Origin of the sequence: Sinomonas terricola, assembly GCF_034931225.1 — a bacterium.
In the GTDB taxonomy this organism is placed as follows: domain Bacteria; phylum Actinomycetota; class Actinomycetes; order Actinomycetales; family Micrococcaceae; genus Sinomonas; species Sinomonas terricola.
Genome location: NZ_JAYGGQ010000019.1, coordinates 24,181 through 38,321, shown reverse-complemented (window position 1 = coordinate 38,321; position 14,141 = coordinate 24,181). Strand labels below are relative to the sequence as shown.

At 69.7% G+C, this 14,141-nt stretch carries 14 protein-coding genes and 1 pseudogene; 6 read left to right on the top strand and 9 right to left on the bottom strand.

Annotated features, from left to right (window positions below; genetic code table 11):
* Positions 1-313 precede the first annotated feature (313 nt).
* Entirely contained in the window at positions 314-940 is a 627-nt protein-coding gene (locus SPF06_RS19645) for a hypothetical protein (protein WP_323280849.1), read from the bottom strand.
* Positions 941-1,289: 349 nt separating this feature from the next.
* On the opposite strand from SPF06_RS19645, the gene SPF06_RS19640 reads away from it, so the two are divergent.
* Both SPF06_RS19640 and SPF06_RS19635 read left to right on the top strand, forming a co-directional pair.
* Entirely contained in the window at positions 1,290-1,475 is a 186-nt protein-coding gene (locus SPF06_RS19640) for a hypothetical protein (protein ID WP_323280848.1), read from the top strand.
* Between the two features lie 67 nt (positions 1,476-1,542).
* Positions 1,543-1,911: a hypothetical protein gene (locus SPF06_RS19635; RefSeq protein WP_323280847.1), complete on the top strand. Its 369-nt coding sequence runs from the start codon at positions 1,543-1,545 to the stop codon at positions 1,909-1,911.
* Here SPF06_RS19635 and SPF06_RS19630 read toward each other — a convergent pair.
* The 4 genes from SPF06_RS19630 to SPF06_RS19615 form a co-directional block, all read right to left on the bottom strand.
* Positions 1,898-2,665, bottom strand: a complete 768-nt coding sequence (locus tag SPF06_RS19630) for a glucose 1-dehydrogenase (protein ID WP_323280846.1) — start codon at positions 2,663-2,665, stop codon at positions 1,898-1,900. The two genes, SPF06_RS19635 and SPF06_RS19630, sit on opposite strands and share 14 nt — an antisense overlap.
* 164 nt (positions 2,666-2,829) lie before the next feature.
* Positions 2,830-3,522, bottom strand: coding sequence for an NADPH-dependent F420 reductase (locus SPF06_RS19625; protein ID WP_323280845.1), 693 nt, complete (start codon positions 3,520-3,522; stop codon positions 2,830-2,832).
* Between the two features lie 29 nt (positions 3,523-3,551).
* Positions 3,552-3,935 (bottom strand): DUF2255 family protein, encoded by a 384-nt coding sequence (locus tag SPF06_RS19620; protein ID WP_323280844.1) that lies wholly within the window; start codon positions 3,933-3,935, stop codon positions 3,552-3,554.
* A 59-nt stretch (positions 3,936-3,994) separates the two neighbouring features.
* The gene (locus tag SPF06_RS19615) at positions 3,995-5,017 is read right to left on the bottom strand and encodes a zinc-dependent alcohol dehydrogenase family protein (RefSeq protein ID WP_323280843.1); all 1,023 of its coding nucleotides are present in this window, start codon (positions 5,015-5,017) and stop codon (positions 3,995-3,997) included.
* Positions 5,018-5,134: 117 nt separating this feature from the next.
* Here SPF06_RS19615 and SPF06_RS19610 point away from each other — a divergent pair, with 117 nt between their 5' ends.
* Complete coding sequence (locus tag SPF06_RS19610) at positions 5,135-6,043, top strand: helix-turn-helix transcriptional regulator (RefSeq protein ID WP_323280842.1); 909 nt, start codon at positions 5,135-5,137, stop codon at positions 6,041-6,043.
* Between the two features lie 242 nt (positions 6,044-6,285).
* Here the strand turns inward: SPF06_RS19610 and SPF06_RS19605 are convergent, their stop codons facing one another.
* The 4 genes and pseudogenes from SPF06_RS19605 to SPF06_RS19590 form a co-directional block, all read right to left on the bottom strand.
* Positions 6,286-6,828: a DUF6262 family protein gene (locus SPF06_RS19605; RefSeq protein WP_323280841.1), complete on the bottom strand. Its 543-nt coding sequence runs from the start codon at positions 6,826-6,828 to the stop codon at positions 6,286-6,288.
* Complete coding sequence (locus tag SPF06_RS19600) at positions 6,825-7,889, bottom strand: tyrosine-type recombinase/integrase (protein ID WP_323280840.1); 1,065 nt, start codon at positions 7,887-7,889, stop codon at positions 6,825-6,827. The genes SPF06_RS19605 and SPF06_RS19600 overlap by 4 nt, the downstream gene beginning before the upstream one ends.
* A complete protein-coding gene (locus SPF06_RS19595; protein WP_323280839.1) occupies positions 7,859-9,061 on the bottom strand; it encodes a hypothetical protein in 1,203 nt (400 codons plus the stop codon). The genes SPF06_RS19600 and SPF06_RS19595 overlap by 31 nt, the downstream gene beginning before the upstream one ends.
* 68 nt (positions 9,062-9,129) lie before the next feature.
* Positions 9,130-10,410, bottom strand: a pseudogene (locus SPF06_RS19590) (IS3 family transposase).
* A gap of 75 nt (positions 10,411-10,485) precedes the next feature.
* Here SPF06_RS19590 and SPF06_RS19585 point away from each other — a divergent pair.
* The 3 genes from SPF06_RS19585 (at position 10,486) to SPF06_RS19575 (ending at position 14,077) form a co-directional block, all read left to right on the top strand.
* Positions 10,486-11,307, top strand: coding sequence for a DUF3560 domain-containing protein (locus SPF06_RS19585; protein ID WP_323280838.1), 822 nt, complete (start codon positions 10,486-10,488; stop codon positions 11,305-11,307).
* Between the two features lie 473 nt (positions 11,308-11,780).
* Positions 11,781-13,157, top strand: coding sequence for a ParB/RepB/Spo0J family partition protein (locus tag SPF06_RS19580; protein WP_323280837.1), 1,377 nt, complete (start codon positions 11,781-11,783; stop codon positions 13,155-13,157).
* A 488-nt stretch (positions 13,158-13,645) separates the two neighbouring features.
* On the top strand, positions 13,646-14,077 hold the full coding sequence (locus tag SPF06_RS19575; protein WP_323280836.1) for a hypothetical protein: 432 nt from the start codon (positions 13,646-13,648) through the stop codon (positions 14,075-14,077).
* The last annotated feature ends 64 nt before the right edge of the window (positions 14,078-14,141 follow it).

Sequence of the window (14,141 nt, the reverse complement as noted above, 5' to 3'; positions counted from 1 at the left end):
CCGGCCGTCGCGAGGCAAAGGGGTTCCAGCCTACTTTCGCCAAGGCCACTGCGCTGAGGCCCACTGTGAGCGCGGCGCACGAGCCTATGAGGACCCGGACGCTCACCGGCACGGTGGCGCTGCCCGGAGCTTCTGTCTCCCCGTTCATGGCGCAGAGTCTAGGGCCAGCATCGGAGCCGGCGGTTGGCACCTGAAGCTCCCCCCGGGCCGGAGCCAAGCCTGCAATGCGCCCCCTGAGACCGACCTATCGCTACGGCAGCGCGGCCGTCTCCGGCGCTGTGCCGTCGGCCAAGGGGTGAAACCTGCCAGCCAGTCACGACACGGTGAGGATGATCGCCTGGTAGGAGTAGTCCGGGCGCACCGTCATGACCATGGAGGGCAGGTCGGCGGCCGACAGCGCGAGCCCGAAGGTCGCGGACTGGGTCTTGCCTGGCAGCAGCAGGCCCTTCATGTTCAGCCCGGAGAGGTTCTGGTCGAAGTCGAACACGTCCTTCGCCTCAGTCGACTCGGGGCCATAGACCGCCGTGATGCGGAACAGCGAGGGATCGAACTGGATCGCCGTGTTGTTCACGACCGTGACCTTGAACAGCTGGACCGGGCGGCCAATCGCCTCCACCGGCGCGGCATACTGGCCACCAAGGATCTCACCGGTGCGCTCGACGGTGAACTGGAGCCCGTTCTCGTACGTGATCGTGTCCCCCACCTTCTTCTGAGGGCTCTTGGACGGCGTCGGGGTGGGCGTGGGCTTGGGGGGCGGCGGCGAGTACGTTGTCCCCGGGACGTAGGTGGACGTCGTGGAGAACGGCGCGTTGGAGCTGGTGGACGTCGGTGTCGACCCCGCCGCCAGCTGCTGGCCGTCCGCGCAGGCTGCCAGGGTGGCCGCCATCGCCACAGTGGCCATCAGGGCAGCAAGGTTCCTTGCTGTGCTGCTCATGCTCATGCCTACTCCTTCTCTCCCCATTCAGGAGCATCCCTGCATAGCCCCAAACAGGACGGACCCCGATCGTCCCAGTACAAGACAACGGGGGCCGCAGCACACGAGTACCAAGTACTCGATCTCGCGCGCATGGCCGGATTCCCAAGCCACGTGTACTCGTCCCACAGACGGGGGCGAACCCGACTCACGGAGCGGATCAGAGGACATTCCTCCAGATGGCTCAGTGAGACGATTCGACACGGACGACGCGCGATTAGGGGCTGAAGATCGGGAGCACGGGGAAGATTGTCCCGCGACCCTCGGACACTGTGGCCAAGGGCACGATGCATCCACACTGATGGTGGAGGCTGAGATGACCAGCGATCTCGAGTATCTGAGCATGCGCATCCGGGACGACTTCAACGGCACCCAGGCCGGACACGACCCCTGGTTCGCCGTTCGCCTGATGCGCTCCTACGAGGAGCGCGAGCGGGACAGGGGAGAGGACTCTGAGCCGCCGCTCACGGATGAATGCGGCGATGCCGGCCGGGAGGGTTGAGGCCTTGGGCGGGGCCTTCGACCTCGCCTAGGCCAAGGCCGCCCCGACAATTCCGCATGGACCGGCCATGCAGTTCGAGCCCAAATGGGATGGCGTCCGCGCGGGTCTGACGGTCGAAGACGGGCGCGCGAGGATCTTCTCCCGGAACGGGGCCGACCTCACTCCGCGTTCTGTTGGTGTCAGAGGCACCGTTCTGACGTTTGGCCTAGTGAGAGTGCAGTTCCTAGTGCGCGACAAGTGTCGCTCACTTGTCATCGGTTACCTGTCCTCCTGCTGCCTCGAGATCAATGCCTCCTGCGTCGTGGGGGCGACTCCAAACGCGGCAGCGTTCAGACTGGGCCAGGACACCTTGACGTCGGTCGATCCTAGGACGGAGCACTGCATCAGTGAGTCCTTTGTCTTTCGCGGCCGACAGGCAGGGGCTACCAGGCCGTGAAGCCGCCGTCGACGGGGAGGGCGACACCGAGGACGAAGCTGGCGCCTGGGCTGCACAGCCACAGGACGCTCTGGGCGATCTCTTCGGCTGTGCCGAGGCGGCCGATCGGCTGCTGCTGCAGGATGCCGGCCATTGCCTCGGCCTGGCCCTCGAGCATGTCGGTGACCATGGGTGTCTCCACGACGCCGGGGCATATGGCGTTGATGCGGATGCCTCGGGGGGCGTATTCGACGGCAGCGCTCTTGGTTAGCCCGATCACGCCGTGCTTCGAGGCGTGGTAGGCCGCGCGCTCGGGCAGCCCGACGAGGCCACCCAGCGAGGAGTTGTTGACGATGGCCCCGGAGCCCTGCGCGCGCATCTGCCGCAGCTCGTGCTTCTGGGCGGCCCAGATGCCTCGCAGGTTCACCGCGCTGACCCGGTCGAAGTTCTCGGCGGTCTCCTCGGCAGCGTCGGAGGGAGGGGCTTGGATGCCGGCGTTGTTGAAGGCCATGTCCAGGCGGCCGAAGGTCTCCACGGCGCGGTCGACGGCGGCGGCGACCTGGTCCTCGTCGCTGACGTCGCAGACGGTGCCGATGACTCTGTGGCCTTGATGATTGAGGTGCTCGACGGCGGCTGTGAGGGTGGCTTCGTCGACGTCGGCGAGGGCGACTGCGGCACCGGCTTGGGCGAAGGCGCGCGCGGTGGCAAGTCCCATGCCGGAGGAGGCGCCGGTGACGAAGGCGACCTGGCCGTGGAAGTCGTAGGTGGGGTTCATGGTGCTCCAATCGGGAGTGTTCGACCCGGGTCTGGGCCAGTTGAGGGGGTCAGTTGAGGGCAAGATATCGACGGTGAATTGGCCGGGTGGCGTGTTCGGGCGGAGGTCGGCCAGTCGCGTCTGGCCGACCTCGGCAGGACGGCGTTGGGGTCCATGGGATTTCGTCAGTGGGACCCGGGGATGACGTTGATGTTCAGCTCGAAGGAGCCGAACATCTCGGCCAGGGTGAAGAACAGGCGCGAGTACATCTCCACAGCGCGAGCTCCGGTGATGTCGCCCAGGTCGAGGATCGATTCGGCCGGCCAGCCGAACTGGTCGAGGATGCCCTGAACGGTCTTCTTGGCCACGTCGTCGTTCCCTGCGAGGAAGATGCTGTGCTCGCCGGGGATCCTGCCCGGGTCGACCATGACCTCGCAGAATACCGAGGTGAGTGACTTGACGACCCTGGCGTTGGGGAAGGCGCACTGGACCTGCTCGCCGAGGCTGTCGGTGTTCGCCACTGTCAGCGTCGGCGGCATGCCGTCGGAGAAATCCAAGGGCAGGGCGAGGTCGAGCACGACCTTGCCCCCTAGGTTGTCCGCACCGACCGCGTTCAGCGCGTCCAGGGAGACGGCCCCGCGGGTGGCGTTGACGACGACCTCGGCGTGCGCTCCGGCGTCGGGGAAGGCCAGCAGGCGCACGTCGGGGTGCTCAGCCTGCCACTGCGCATAGGGCAGTGCGCCCGTGTCGTCGGGTTCCGTCCGGCCCATCGTCCTTCCCGGGTCGCGGGTGCCGATCACGACGTCGTGGCCGAGGCCGGCCAGGCGGGCGGCGAGGACTCGGCCGACCTTGCCGGTTCCGAGTACAGCGATCTTCATAGGCTGCTTTCCTTCAGGTTCGGGTGGTGTCAGCGCGCGTCGCGCGGGGTGATCTCGACGGTCGCGGCCTTCGGGCCGGCGGCGACCATGGGCGGCAGGTATCGGCTGCCGGCGTACTTCCGCCGGTAGGCCTCGTCGATCAACCGGCCGAGTCCGGCGTCGGCGATCGGGGTGAACTCGACCTCGTAGTCGCCGCCGGCGGCGGCGATCCGGCCGGATCGCTGAGCGGCCGCGGAGCGGTACCAGCGGCTGTGGACGCCGTTCCAGGCACGGACGAACAGGCGCCCGTCGACGACGACCGACCAGATCCACGTGGGCGTGCCCGTCGTCTTGCCGTCCGGGTGGTACGGGGCGATGCGGAGGTCGTCGGTCGCGGCGATCTTCTCGATGGTGTCAGTCGGCCACGCGGCCATGGGTGTCCTCGGGGTAGTGGTGCGGAGTGGAATGACCGCGGGCTGCGGCGGTTTGGGGGTCAGGGCTTAAGGAGTGCCTTGATGGCGAGGCGCTCGTCCATTGCCCGGTAGCCCTCGGCGGCCTTCTCGAGTGGGAGTGTGAGGTCGAAGACCTTGCCCGGGTCGATCTTGCGGTCCCAGATGAGCTGGACCAGCTCGGGCAGGAAGTTGCGCACGGGGGCGGGGCCGCCGAGCAGGTGCACCTCGGCGAAGAACAGCTCCTCGCCGGGAAGCTCCACTCCGTGGGCTACGCCCACGAACCCCACGTGGCCGCCGGCGCGGGTGGAGCGGATGGCCTGCATCATCGATTCCTGGGTGCCCACCGCCTCGATCACGCTGTGGGCGCCGTACCCGCCGGTGAGCTCCTTGATCCTGGCCACGCCCTCGTCCCCGCGCTCCTCAATGATGTGCGTCGCGCCGAACTCGCGGGCGAGCTTCTGCCGGTCCGGGTGGCGGGAGAAGATGATGATCCGCTCCGCGCCCAGCTGCTTCGCGGCCAGGACGGCGAGCAGGCCGACGGCCCCGTCGCCGACCACGGCCACGGTCTTGCCAGGCCCGGCCTCCGCGGCCACGGCGCCGAACCAGCCCGTTCCGAGTACATCGGAGGCGGCCAGCAGCGAAGGGATCAGGTCCTCGTCCGGCATTCCCGGGGTGGCGACGAGGGTGCCGTCGGCCAGCGGCACCCGCAGGTACTCCGACTGCGCCCCGCCGGCGCCGACGAACTCGACGTGGGCGCAGCGCGACTGGTAGCCGGCCTGGCAGATCTCGCAGGTGTTGTCCGAGGCGAAGAACGATCCGACGACGAAGTCGCCGACCTTGGTGCTCTTCACCTCGTCGCCGATCTCGGTGACCACGCCGACGTACTCGTGCCCCATAGGCGTCGGCTGTGCCACATCGTTCACCCCGCGGTAGTCCCACAGGTCCGACCCGCACACGCAGGTCGCCGAGATGCGGATGATCGCATCCGTCGGCGCGACAATGGTGGGGTTCTCGCGTTCCTCGACCCGGACATCGCCGGGGGCATAAATGACAGCTCCACGCACAGGTATTTCCTTCACACAGATTCTTGGGTGCCTGTCCACAGTCCCTCGCCCCGCAGACCCCTGCCAGACCCTGACAGGGACCCCCACCGCCGGAATAGGCCTCCTACCCTTGGAGGCGTGGACTTTCAGCAGGAGATCAGGGACTTCCTCATGAGCCGCAGGGCGGGGATCACCCCCGAGCGGGCCGGGCTGCCGTACGTCGGAGGCAACCGCCGGGTCCAGGGACTGCGGCGCGAGGAAGTGGCCATGCTCGCCGGCCTCAGCGTCGAGTACTACACCCGCTTGGAACGTGGCAACCTCGGCGGGGCGTCCGAGAGCGTCCTGGACGCGATCGCCCGGGCGCTGCAGCTCGACGACGACGAGCGAGCCCACCTGTATGACCTTGCGCGGAGCGTCGCACCCGGCTCGCCCCGCAAGCGCCCCACCCGTGCCTCGCCGATCACCGCGTCGGTGCAGCAGGTCCTCGATTCCATGAGCGTGCCCGCAATCGTGCAGAACGACCGCCTCGACCTCCTCGCGGCCAACGATCTGGGCCGCGCCCTCTACGCCGACCTGTTCGACATGGCCAGGCAGCCGCCGAACTTCGCCAGGTACGTGTTTCTCGACCCGCGTGCAGAGGATTTCTACACGGACATCGACCAGGCGAAGGACCTCCTAGTCGCGGTGCTCCGCGCGGCCGCCGGGCGCGACCCGCTGGATCAGAAGGTGACCGGGCTCATCGGCGAGCTCTCCGCACGCAGCGCCGATTTCAACGCCCGCTGGGCCAAGCACAAAGTGCACCGCCACTCGCGCGGACGCAAGGTCATCAACCATCCGGTGGTCGGACGGATGGATCTCGCGTATAACGACTTCGCGCTGCCGGGCGACCCGCACGTCTCCATCACCACCTACACCGCAAGTCCCGGTACGCCCAGCGCTGACGGTCTCACCCTGCTCGCGGCCTGGGCCGATACGCAGAGGCGGTCGCACACGACCGACGACAAGGTGCACCCGTCTTCGACCACGGACAACGCCCGACGCCTCTGAGCGCCGTCCAATCTCCGCCGCCCTGGCATGCCTGGGTGCAGGGAGGCGCAAGCGCACACAAGACCTCCTCGTCGGCATCGTCATGCCTAGGCTGCCCGCCGGCCCATCTGATGAACCCGCTTCGGCAGAGCGTGTGGGCGCGAACCGCAGGATCGATCGGCGTGCCGGGTGTTTGGATCGGCTAAATGTCACTGCTCGCCGGCAAGAGCTGGGCCTTCATGGTGCCCATCGGCCAGAGTCAACTATCGCTGGCCTCTTCTGTTGACTTGGCCCATGAGTTGGCGGTGCGCCTCTCGGGCGGCACCCAGCTCTTCATCGCGGTCTTGAAGCTTCGCCCGCAGTTCTTGGATCTCGTTCTGCAGCGCATGGTTCTGCTCCTCGAGGACGGCGTGGTTGCGGGGTGCTCCCAATCCGGTTCGGGTGTAGGCCTGCTCGCCAAGGACCTCCGACAGCCGCGCCTCCAGATCGGCGATGTGCTGCGTCTGGCGGCGGAGGGTGGCCCGGAGGTTCAGGTTGTCGGCCTCGAGACTGTGGCGTGTAGCCGTGGCGGCGCTGGCTTCCGCCGAGGGCTGTTGGTCGGCAGCAGAGTAGACGTTCGCGCGCAGGTCGAGGTGGCGGTGGATGAAGGAGCGGTGCACTCTGGCTCGAGCGGCGACCGAGGAGATGGTGATCTCGCTGCCGTCTGCTTGCATCGCTTCGAGCGCCTGGGCCACGCGGGCGCGGCGGAGATCGACGTCGCGTCGTCGGGCGGCGGTCAACGGGCTGGGGTCGGCTTCGGGTGTCATGGACGGTCCTGATGGAGCGCGATGCCGGGCATGCCCAGCGAGACCGTCTGGCGGGCGCTGCGGATCACGTCGATCGCTTCGCGGATTCGCTGCTGGTCCGCGGCGCTGAGCTGGTCGAGGTCGTCCTCGACGAGTCGGATCAGCCCGCGCAGCTGGGCGATCTCCTCCTCGCCGGGCGCTGCCTTGGCCCGTGCCCACTCCTGCACGTCGGTCGCGGCGAGGATCCGTTCGCGGTCCGCGAGCAGCTGCTGGAGATAGGACTTCAACTCGGGCAGGTAGGAGGCGTCGCTGCGGAAGTGGCCGCAGCCGATGCAGCTGTACTTGTAGGGGCAGGCGTGGCCGCCGGCCTTGACGTTCGACGGCTCGGTGCAGACCCCGAACGGCACCGCGACCTGGCCGACGCGGAGCCTGGCGTGTTCTTCGGCGACGAGTCCGGCGACGTCGGCGAAGACTCGCCGGCCCTGGCTGTCGAACTGGTGCTGGGCGACCTGGTTCACCGCGTGGCGGACCCGCTTCTCGGTCACCCGGTAGTAGCCCATCGTGGTCTGCATCGAAACGTGGCCCATCAGGTCGCGCAGCACATCGGGTGGCGTGCCGTGGTCGGCGTGACGTTGGGCGTAGCTGTGCCGGTAGGCATACGGCACAATTACTGCGGCCGGGTAGGGCTGCCCGGCGTCGTCGAGGAGCTGGTCGGCGATGGAGTCGATGAACGCCCGGTGCGAGGTGCTCATGTGCGGCACCCCGACATGGAAGGTGCCGTACGGGTTCATCTGGTCTCGCGGGAACAAGGCCAGCCGGTCCAGGGGTGTGTTGGGGAAGCGCTGGCGGACGTTCTCGCGGTGCCCGCGGATCAGCTCGGCGGTTTCGGCGCTGATTGGGAGGCGACGGTTCGGCCGGTTGTTCTTGCTGTCGGTGTAGATCAGCACCTGCTGGTCGTCGGCTGTGGCGTCCAGGCAGTCCCAGGGGAGCTGGCATGCCTCCTCGGGCCGGCGGCCCGTGTCGATCAGCACTTCGACGATCCGGCGCACATCTAGGCCTGAGCGTGCCTCGAGTTCGTCCAAGTCGCGTGGATGGTCCGCTGCACCGGGATGGGAAGATCGCGGCCGGGCCCAGGCTCGTCCGGTTCCTTGGGGATGTCGCTGGGACGCAGCCGGAAGTCGTCCGGCAGCCCGGCCAGCGGCTGTCCGGGTCTGGTGAGGCCGAAGGCGCGGATGTCCTCGAGGAAGCGGCGTACCCGGCGGCTGATGGAGTTGCGCTTGTTGCCGCTGATCTCGCCGCTGCGCTCCAGGTGGGCCAGGCGGTTGGTGAAGCGGAGGATGTCGGCGCGGCCGAGATCGTCCAGCACCAACCCGTGATCCGGGCGGCCGTGCTGCAGGCTCCAGGAGAGGTGGCCGAGGGTCCGGACGGTCTGCTTGGAGGTCGCGGTGGCCTGCCTGCCGCGATGCAGGGGGAGGTCCTCCAGCACCCAGTGCTTGGCTGCCTCGCGCAGCCAGGGCTGGGACAGCACGGTGAAGTTGATCTGCCCGGTGCTGCCGAAGATCGCCAGATCCCAGCGATCGCGCTGTTGTTCCCGCTCCGGAGAGGTCAGGGCCCTCTGCACCGCGAGGGTCATCGCCCGGATCAGCGCGGCCAGGTGCCTGGACTGCGACCGCAGCGATTCGCCGAGCAGGTCGAAGATGCTGGACACCTGCAGCTGACGGGCGTGCCGTACCAGGGCACGCAGCTCGATCATCGAGGTCTTGGTGTGGTCATCGGTTCGCCACTGCAGACCGATGAGGATCTCCACGATCACCTGGTCGGGCAGCCCCTTGAACACCACGATCCGGGCGGCGTCGGCGGGTGGTTCCGCCGATCGTGCCCACTCCGCCAGGTCTGGCGGCGGAACGGCCCGCTGGGCCCGGCTCCACCCCAGGCCGTGCGGGTGGCAGAGCCGGTTCGAGGCGCCCGCGACGCGGGGGCAGGAAGGAACCCTGCATGGCCCGAAGGACGGCAACGGTGTCGGCTGGGCAGCCTCCAGCCAATCCTCGACAGTTGATGAGGGGCGCCGAGCGAAGTGATAGTGGTGCGCCGCGCACAGCCCCGCCCCGTTGAAGACCGGACGAGGGCATCCCGAGACGCCGCAGAGTCTCTCGCCGCGCACCGGCCGCCCGCTGGTGGTGTTGAGGAACTCCTCGATCGACAGTCCGCCGGCGCGCCACTGCCGGCCGCAGGCGGAACACAGATCGACGCCCACGCTGGCGACACCTGTGGTGCAGTCCTTGCGGGGCCTTGCCCCCGGAATGTGGACACGGGGGTTGGTGGTTATGCGGCTTCCTCGTCGAGTGTAAGGGCGAGGTGGCGTTCGTAGGCGTTGGGGCTCATTTGTCCGTTGCGGGAGTGCCTTCTGGTGGTGTTGTAGCGGTTGGCCCAGCGGAACACGGCCCGCTGGGCCGTGGGTGCGTCGGGGAAGTGCTTGGCCCCGGCGAGGAGCTCTCGTTTGAGGGTCGCGTTGAACGACTCCGCGGCGGCGTTGTCCGCGGACGAGCCCACGGCACCGGCGGATCTGGCGACTCCATAGGCTGCGCACAGGGCCGCGTAGGACCGGGAGGTGTACTGGGCGCCGTGGTCCGTGTGCATCAGGGCCCCGGCCAGGCTCCCGCGGGTCGCGCGGGCCATGGTCAGGGCGTCCTGGACGAGCTCGGCGCGCATGTGGTCGGCGATCGCCCACCCGGCGAGCCTGCGGGAGCACAGGTCGATCACGGTGGCCAGGTACCAGGGCTTGGAGCCCTTGACCGGCAGATACGTGATGTCCCCGACGTAGCGCTGGTTCGGGGCGGAGGCGGTGAAGTCGCGCCCGAGGAGGTCCGGGACCCTGGGCGCTGCCGAGTCGGGGACGGTGGTGCGGTGGCGGCGCCTGAGGCGGATCCCGGCGATCCCGTGCTCGCGCATGACCCTGGCGACCCGCTTGCGGTTCACCCTGGCGTGGGCGGGCCCCGGCGTCGTTCAGCTCGGCGGTGACCCTCGGGGACCCGTACGCGGGATCGGCCTCGTTCACGGCGCGGATCCGCTCCAGCAGGGCCGCCTCGGCCGCGGCCCGGGCGGCTCTGGCGCCGGCGGCCCCAAGCCACCGGTAGAACGCGGACCGGTGGATCCCCAGCACCTGGCACAGCCGCTTGACGCCGAAGGCGTTCCGGTGGTCGGCGACGAACTGGAAGCGGCTCACCAGGTCGTCTCTCCCGCGAAATACTTCGCCGCCAGGCGCAGGATCTCCCGCTCGGTGACGAGCTTGTCCTGCTCCGCCAGCAGCGCCTTCCGCTCCGTGGCCAGTCGGGCGTTCTCGGCCTCCAGCTCAGCCACCCGCGCCGCCAGGCGCCCGGAGCGCGCGGTTGGCGTCTCAGGGCGCCCCTGGGGCACCGCCGCGGCCGTGGAGGCCGTCTCCTTCGGCGCTCGGGCGCCGCTGCCAAGCTCCTTCACCCACGTCGAGAGGGAATCGCGGTTGATGCCGAGCTCGGCCGCGATACCCCGCAGCGTCGCCCCCGGTGTCGTCTCGTACAGGTCAACCGCTCTGCGGCGGAACTCCTCGGGGTACTTCTTGGTGGCCATGGTCGTAGACAATCCTGAAATCCCCGGCCATGCCGTGGCCGGATCCGGCGTGTCCACAATTCGGGGTCAGGGCCCGTGCCCCAGAGCAGGGACCGCCTGCCCAAGACGCACGTCATCCGCCGGACCATCGCCGCGCTGCGCGAAGCCGGGTTCGAGGCCGAGGCAGACCTCAGCACCGAGACGCGCAGCACGGCCGAGGTCGAGGCCGACAGGATCGCCCGTCAGCAGGACCGCGTGGAAGCACTGGAATCCAAGGCCGACCGCCGCGCCGCCGCCGCCGGGGCAGCTTGGAACAGGGAGCGGGCCGCCGTCGAGGCCCTGCCCGAGGGCGGGGAGCCGATCAAGGTCGGGCACCACAGCGAAGCACGCCACCGCCGCGCCATCGAGCGCGCCCACGCCAGCACGAGGGCGGCAGTCGCGGCCGAGAACGCAGCCGGGGAAGCCGCGGCCCGCGCCGCCACGGCCGCGCGCACCACGGGAGCCCGCTACAGCGTCCAGACCGTGGCGAACCGCATCGAGAAGCTGGGTGCGGACATCCGCCGCCTCGAGAGGCAGATCGTGGATGACACCTACGACCCCGAGCGCGGGTACCGGCCCGCGACCGAGGAGGAGAAGGCCCGCCGCGCCCGCAGCGCGGCCCCCCGCCTCGGGGAGCTCCGCGACCAGCTCGCCTACTGGGAGGGCGTGCGGGCCGAGCACATCGCCACCGGCAAGGCCACCAACCACAGCAGGGAGACGATCAAGCCCGGCGACGCCGTACGCATCCGCGGCCACTGGCGGCGCGTCGTGCGCGCCAACGCCAAGACCGTCAGCGTCGAAACCGGCTACTCATGGACCGACAAGGCCCCGTACCACGAGATCACCGACCACAGGAGCGCCGGCGGAGACGCCGCTTAGGCGCTCGGTCCGCCCGCGGTCCCCTCGGGGGCCGCGGGCGCGGTCGGCCCGTTCGCCCCGTGCTCCGGCTCGGAGCCCGGCCCGGCCCGGGCCGACAAGGGCCCAGGGCTTCGCCCTGGACATGGTCCTCGCTGCGCTCGGGCTGTGCGGTGGGCGCCCGTCGTCTCCGCTGCGCTCCGCCGCCGTGCCCCCACCGGTCTTTTTCGTGTTTCCGGCTGTCCTTCGGATTGTACGCACCCGCCCGGACCCGGTTAGCCCCTCCTTCGTCGGGGCCAGCACCCCCGGAAATTCTGCTCCGGCGCTCCGCTTATTTCCTCCGCAGATTTTCCGGCGCCGCCGCCCTGCGGGTAGCCGGGCCCGGGCGGGCGCAAGCGAACAAGTTCGCCAGCCGGAAAAACGAAGGGGCGGGGGAGACGCCCCGGCTGGCCACCACAGCTCCCCGGCCCGCCGAACACCAATTCAAGGAGAGAACCATGTCCCAGACGCTCGAACTCGTCGACCCCAAGACGCTGATCGTGGACGCCAACGTCCGCGCCGACGCGGACCTGACCAAGGAATTCGTCGCCAACGTCAAGGCCAACGGCGTCCTCCAGGCGATCACCGCCTACCGCGACGCCGAGGGCGCGCTGCGCGTGCTCTACGGCCAGCGCCGCACCCTCGCCGCCGTCGAGGCGGGCCTGACCGCCATGCCCGTGTACGTCGCCGACTCCCTCGAAGAGGCCGACCGGATCGGGACGCAGGTCGCCGAGAACGACCAGCGCCGCGCCCTCACCGACCACGACCGGGCCGAGGCCTTCCACCAGATGGCCCTGCTCGGTGTCTCCGCCGCGCAGATCGCGCGCAAGGCCGGGGCCGAGAAGGGCACCGTCGAGCGGGCCATCAAGGCCCGCAAGAACGACACCGCGACCGCCGCCCTCGGCGCGGGCCGCACCCTCGACCAAGCCCTCGTCCTCGCCGAGTTCGAGGACGACGCCGAGGCAACCGCCGAACTCGAATCCGTGATCGCGGACGAGCCCGACCAGCTGGACCACCTCGCCCAGCGCCTCCGCAACAACCGCGCGATCGCCGCCCGCCTCGCGGAGGCCAAGGCCGAGGCCGAAGCCCAAGGCCTCACGGTGGTGGCCCGCATCGGCTACGACGCCTCGGACGAAGCGCTCCCCCTCCGCTATCTGGTCGACGCCGAGGGCAGCCAGCCCGCCGAGGACGCGGCCAACGCCGTCGCGCTGCGCCTCTACCAGACAGACGGGGAGATCTCCCGCGAGCCGGGCATCGTCGGCTGGAAGGAACTCGGCTACCGGTACAAGAGCCCCTACGGCGAGGTCCGCCAGTCCGGCCCCATGACCGAGGAGCAGAAGGCCGAGCGCAAGACGCTCATCGCCAACAACAAGGCCATGGACGCCGCGCAGGCGGTCCGCCGCGAATGGGTCCGCACGCTGCTGGCCCGCAAGAGCGCACCGAAGGGCTGGCAACGGTTCCTCGCCGTCGCCCACACCCGGCACCACAACGTGATCCGGGACCGCTCGGCGGACCTCGCCGCCGAGCTCGCCGGGGTCGCGAAGGAGAAGGACTACCTCAGCGCCGCGCTCACCGAGCACGTCGCCGCGCACCCCGGACGCCCCGAGGTCGCCCTGCTCGCCCTCGCCCTCGCCGGGCTCGAAGAGAACGTGGACCGGCAGGCGTGGCGGCGCCCCGGCAATGGGGCCCGGTTCTACCTGAGCCAGCTCGCCGAGTGGGGCTACCCGCTCTCCGACGTCGAGCGGATCATCACCGACGACGCCAAGCCCTCGGACCAAGGCGAAGAGGACGCCGCCGCCGAGGACGAGGACGCCGAGCCCGAGGACGCCGCTTAGGCGCTGGGTCCGTCCGCGGTCCCCTCGGGGGCCGCGGGCGCGGTCGGCCCGTGCGCCCCGTGCTCCGGCCCGGAGCACGGCCCGGCCCGGGCCGACAAGGGCCCAGGGCTCCGCCCTGACATGGTCCTCGCTGCGCTCGGGCTGTGCGGTGGGCGCCCGTCGTCTCCGCTGCGCTCCGCCGCCGTGCGCCCACCGGGTTTTCTTTCGTGTTTCCGGCTGTCCTTCGGATTGTGCGCACCCGCCCGGGCCCGGCTAGCCCCTCCTTCGTCGGGGCCGGCACGCCCGGAAATTCTGCTCCGGCGCTCCGCTTCGCTCCGCTTGTTTCCTCCGCAGATTTTCCGGGCGCACCGCCCTGCGGGTAGCCGGGCCCGGGCGGGCGCAAGCGAACAAGTTCGCCAGCCGGAAAAACGAAGGGGGCGGGGGAGAAGCCCCGGCTGGCCACCACAGCTCCCCGGCCCACCGAACACCAATTCAAGGAGAGAACCACCATGACCTTCGTCGAAGAGACCCGCTCCGTCCTCACCGTCGACACCCGCGAGCCCGTCACCGCCCCGGTCCTCGTGAACTACCACATGAACGGCGGCTACGACTGGATGGAAGAAGTCACCAAGCGCGGCTGGGACACCCCCGGCATGTGGGGAGCCGAAGGCTGGGACCTCGGCCAGTGGCCCTACATCATCGTCGCCACCCGCACTCTCGACACCGACGACAGCGGCCCGCTCTACGCCTGCGCCACCTACACCGAGGGCGACGTCGAGTGCCGCTGGTTCCGCCAGCAGCCCCGGTGCTGGGAGGCCATCAGCGCCGAAGCCCACGCGTGCTGGAAGCGCCGCGAGGCGTCAGGCCCGCACAACCTCCCCGAGCACGCGGCCGACCTCCCGGACGACCTCCGCCGCCCGTTCACCGGGTTCCTCGACTAGCACCACACCGGCCCGCCCGCTCCGCGCGGGCGGGCCGCCCCACCACACGACCGGACACCAGCCA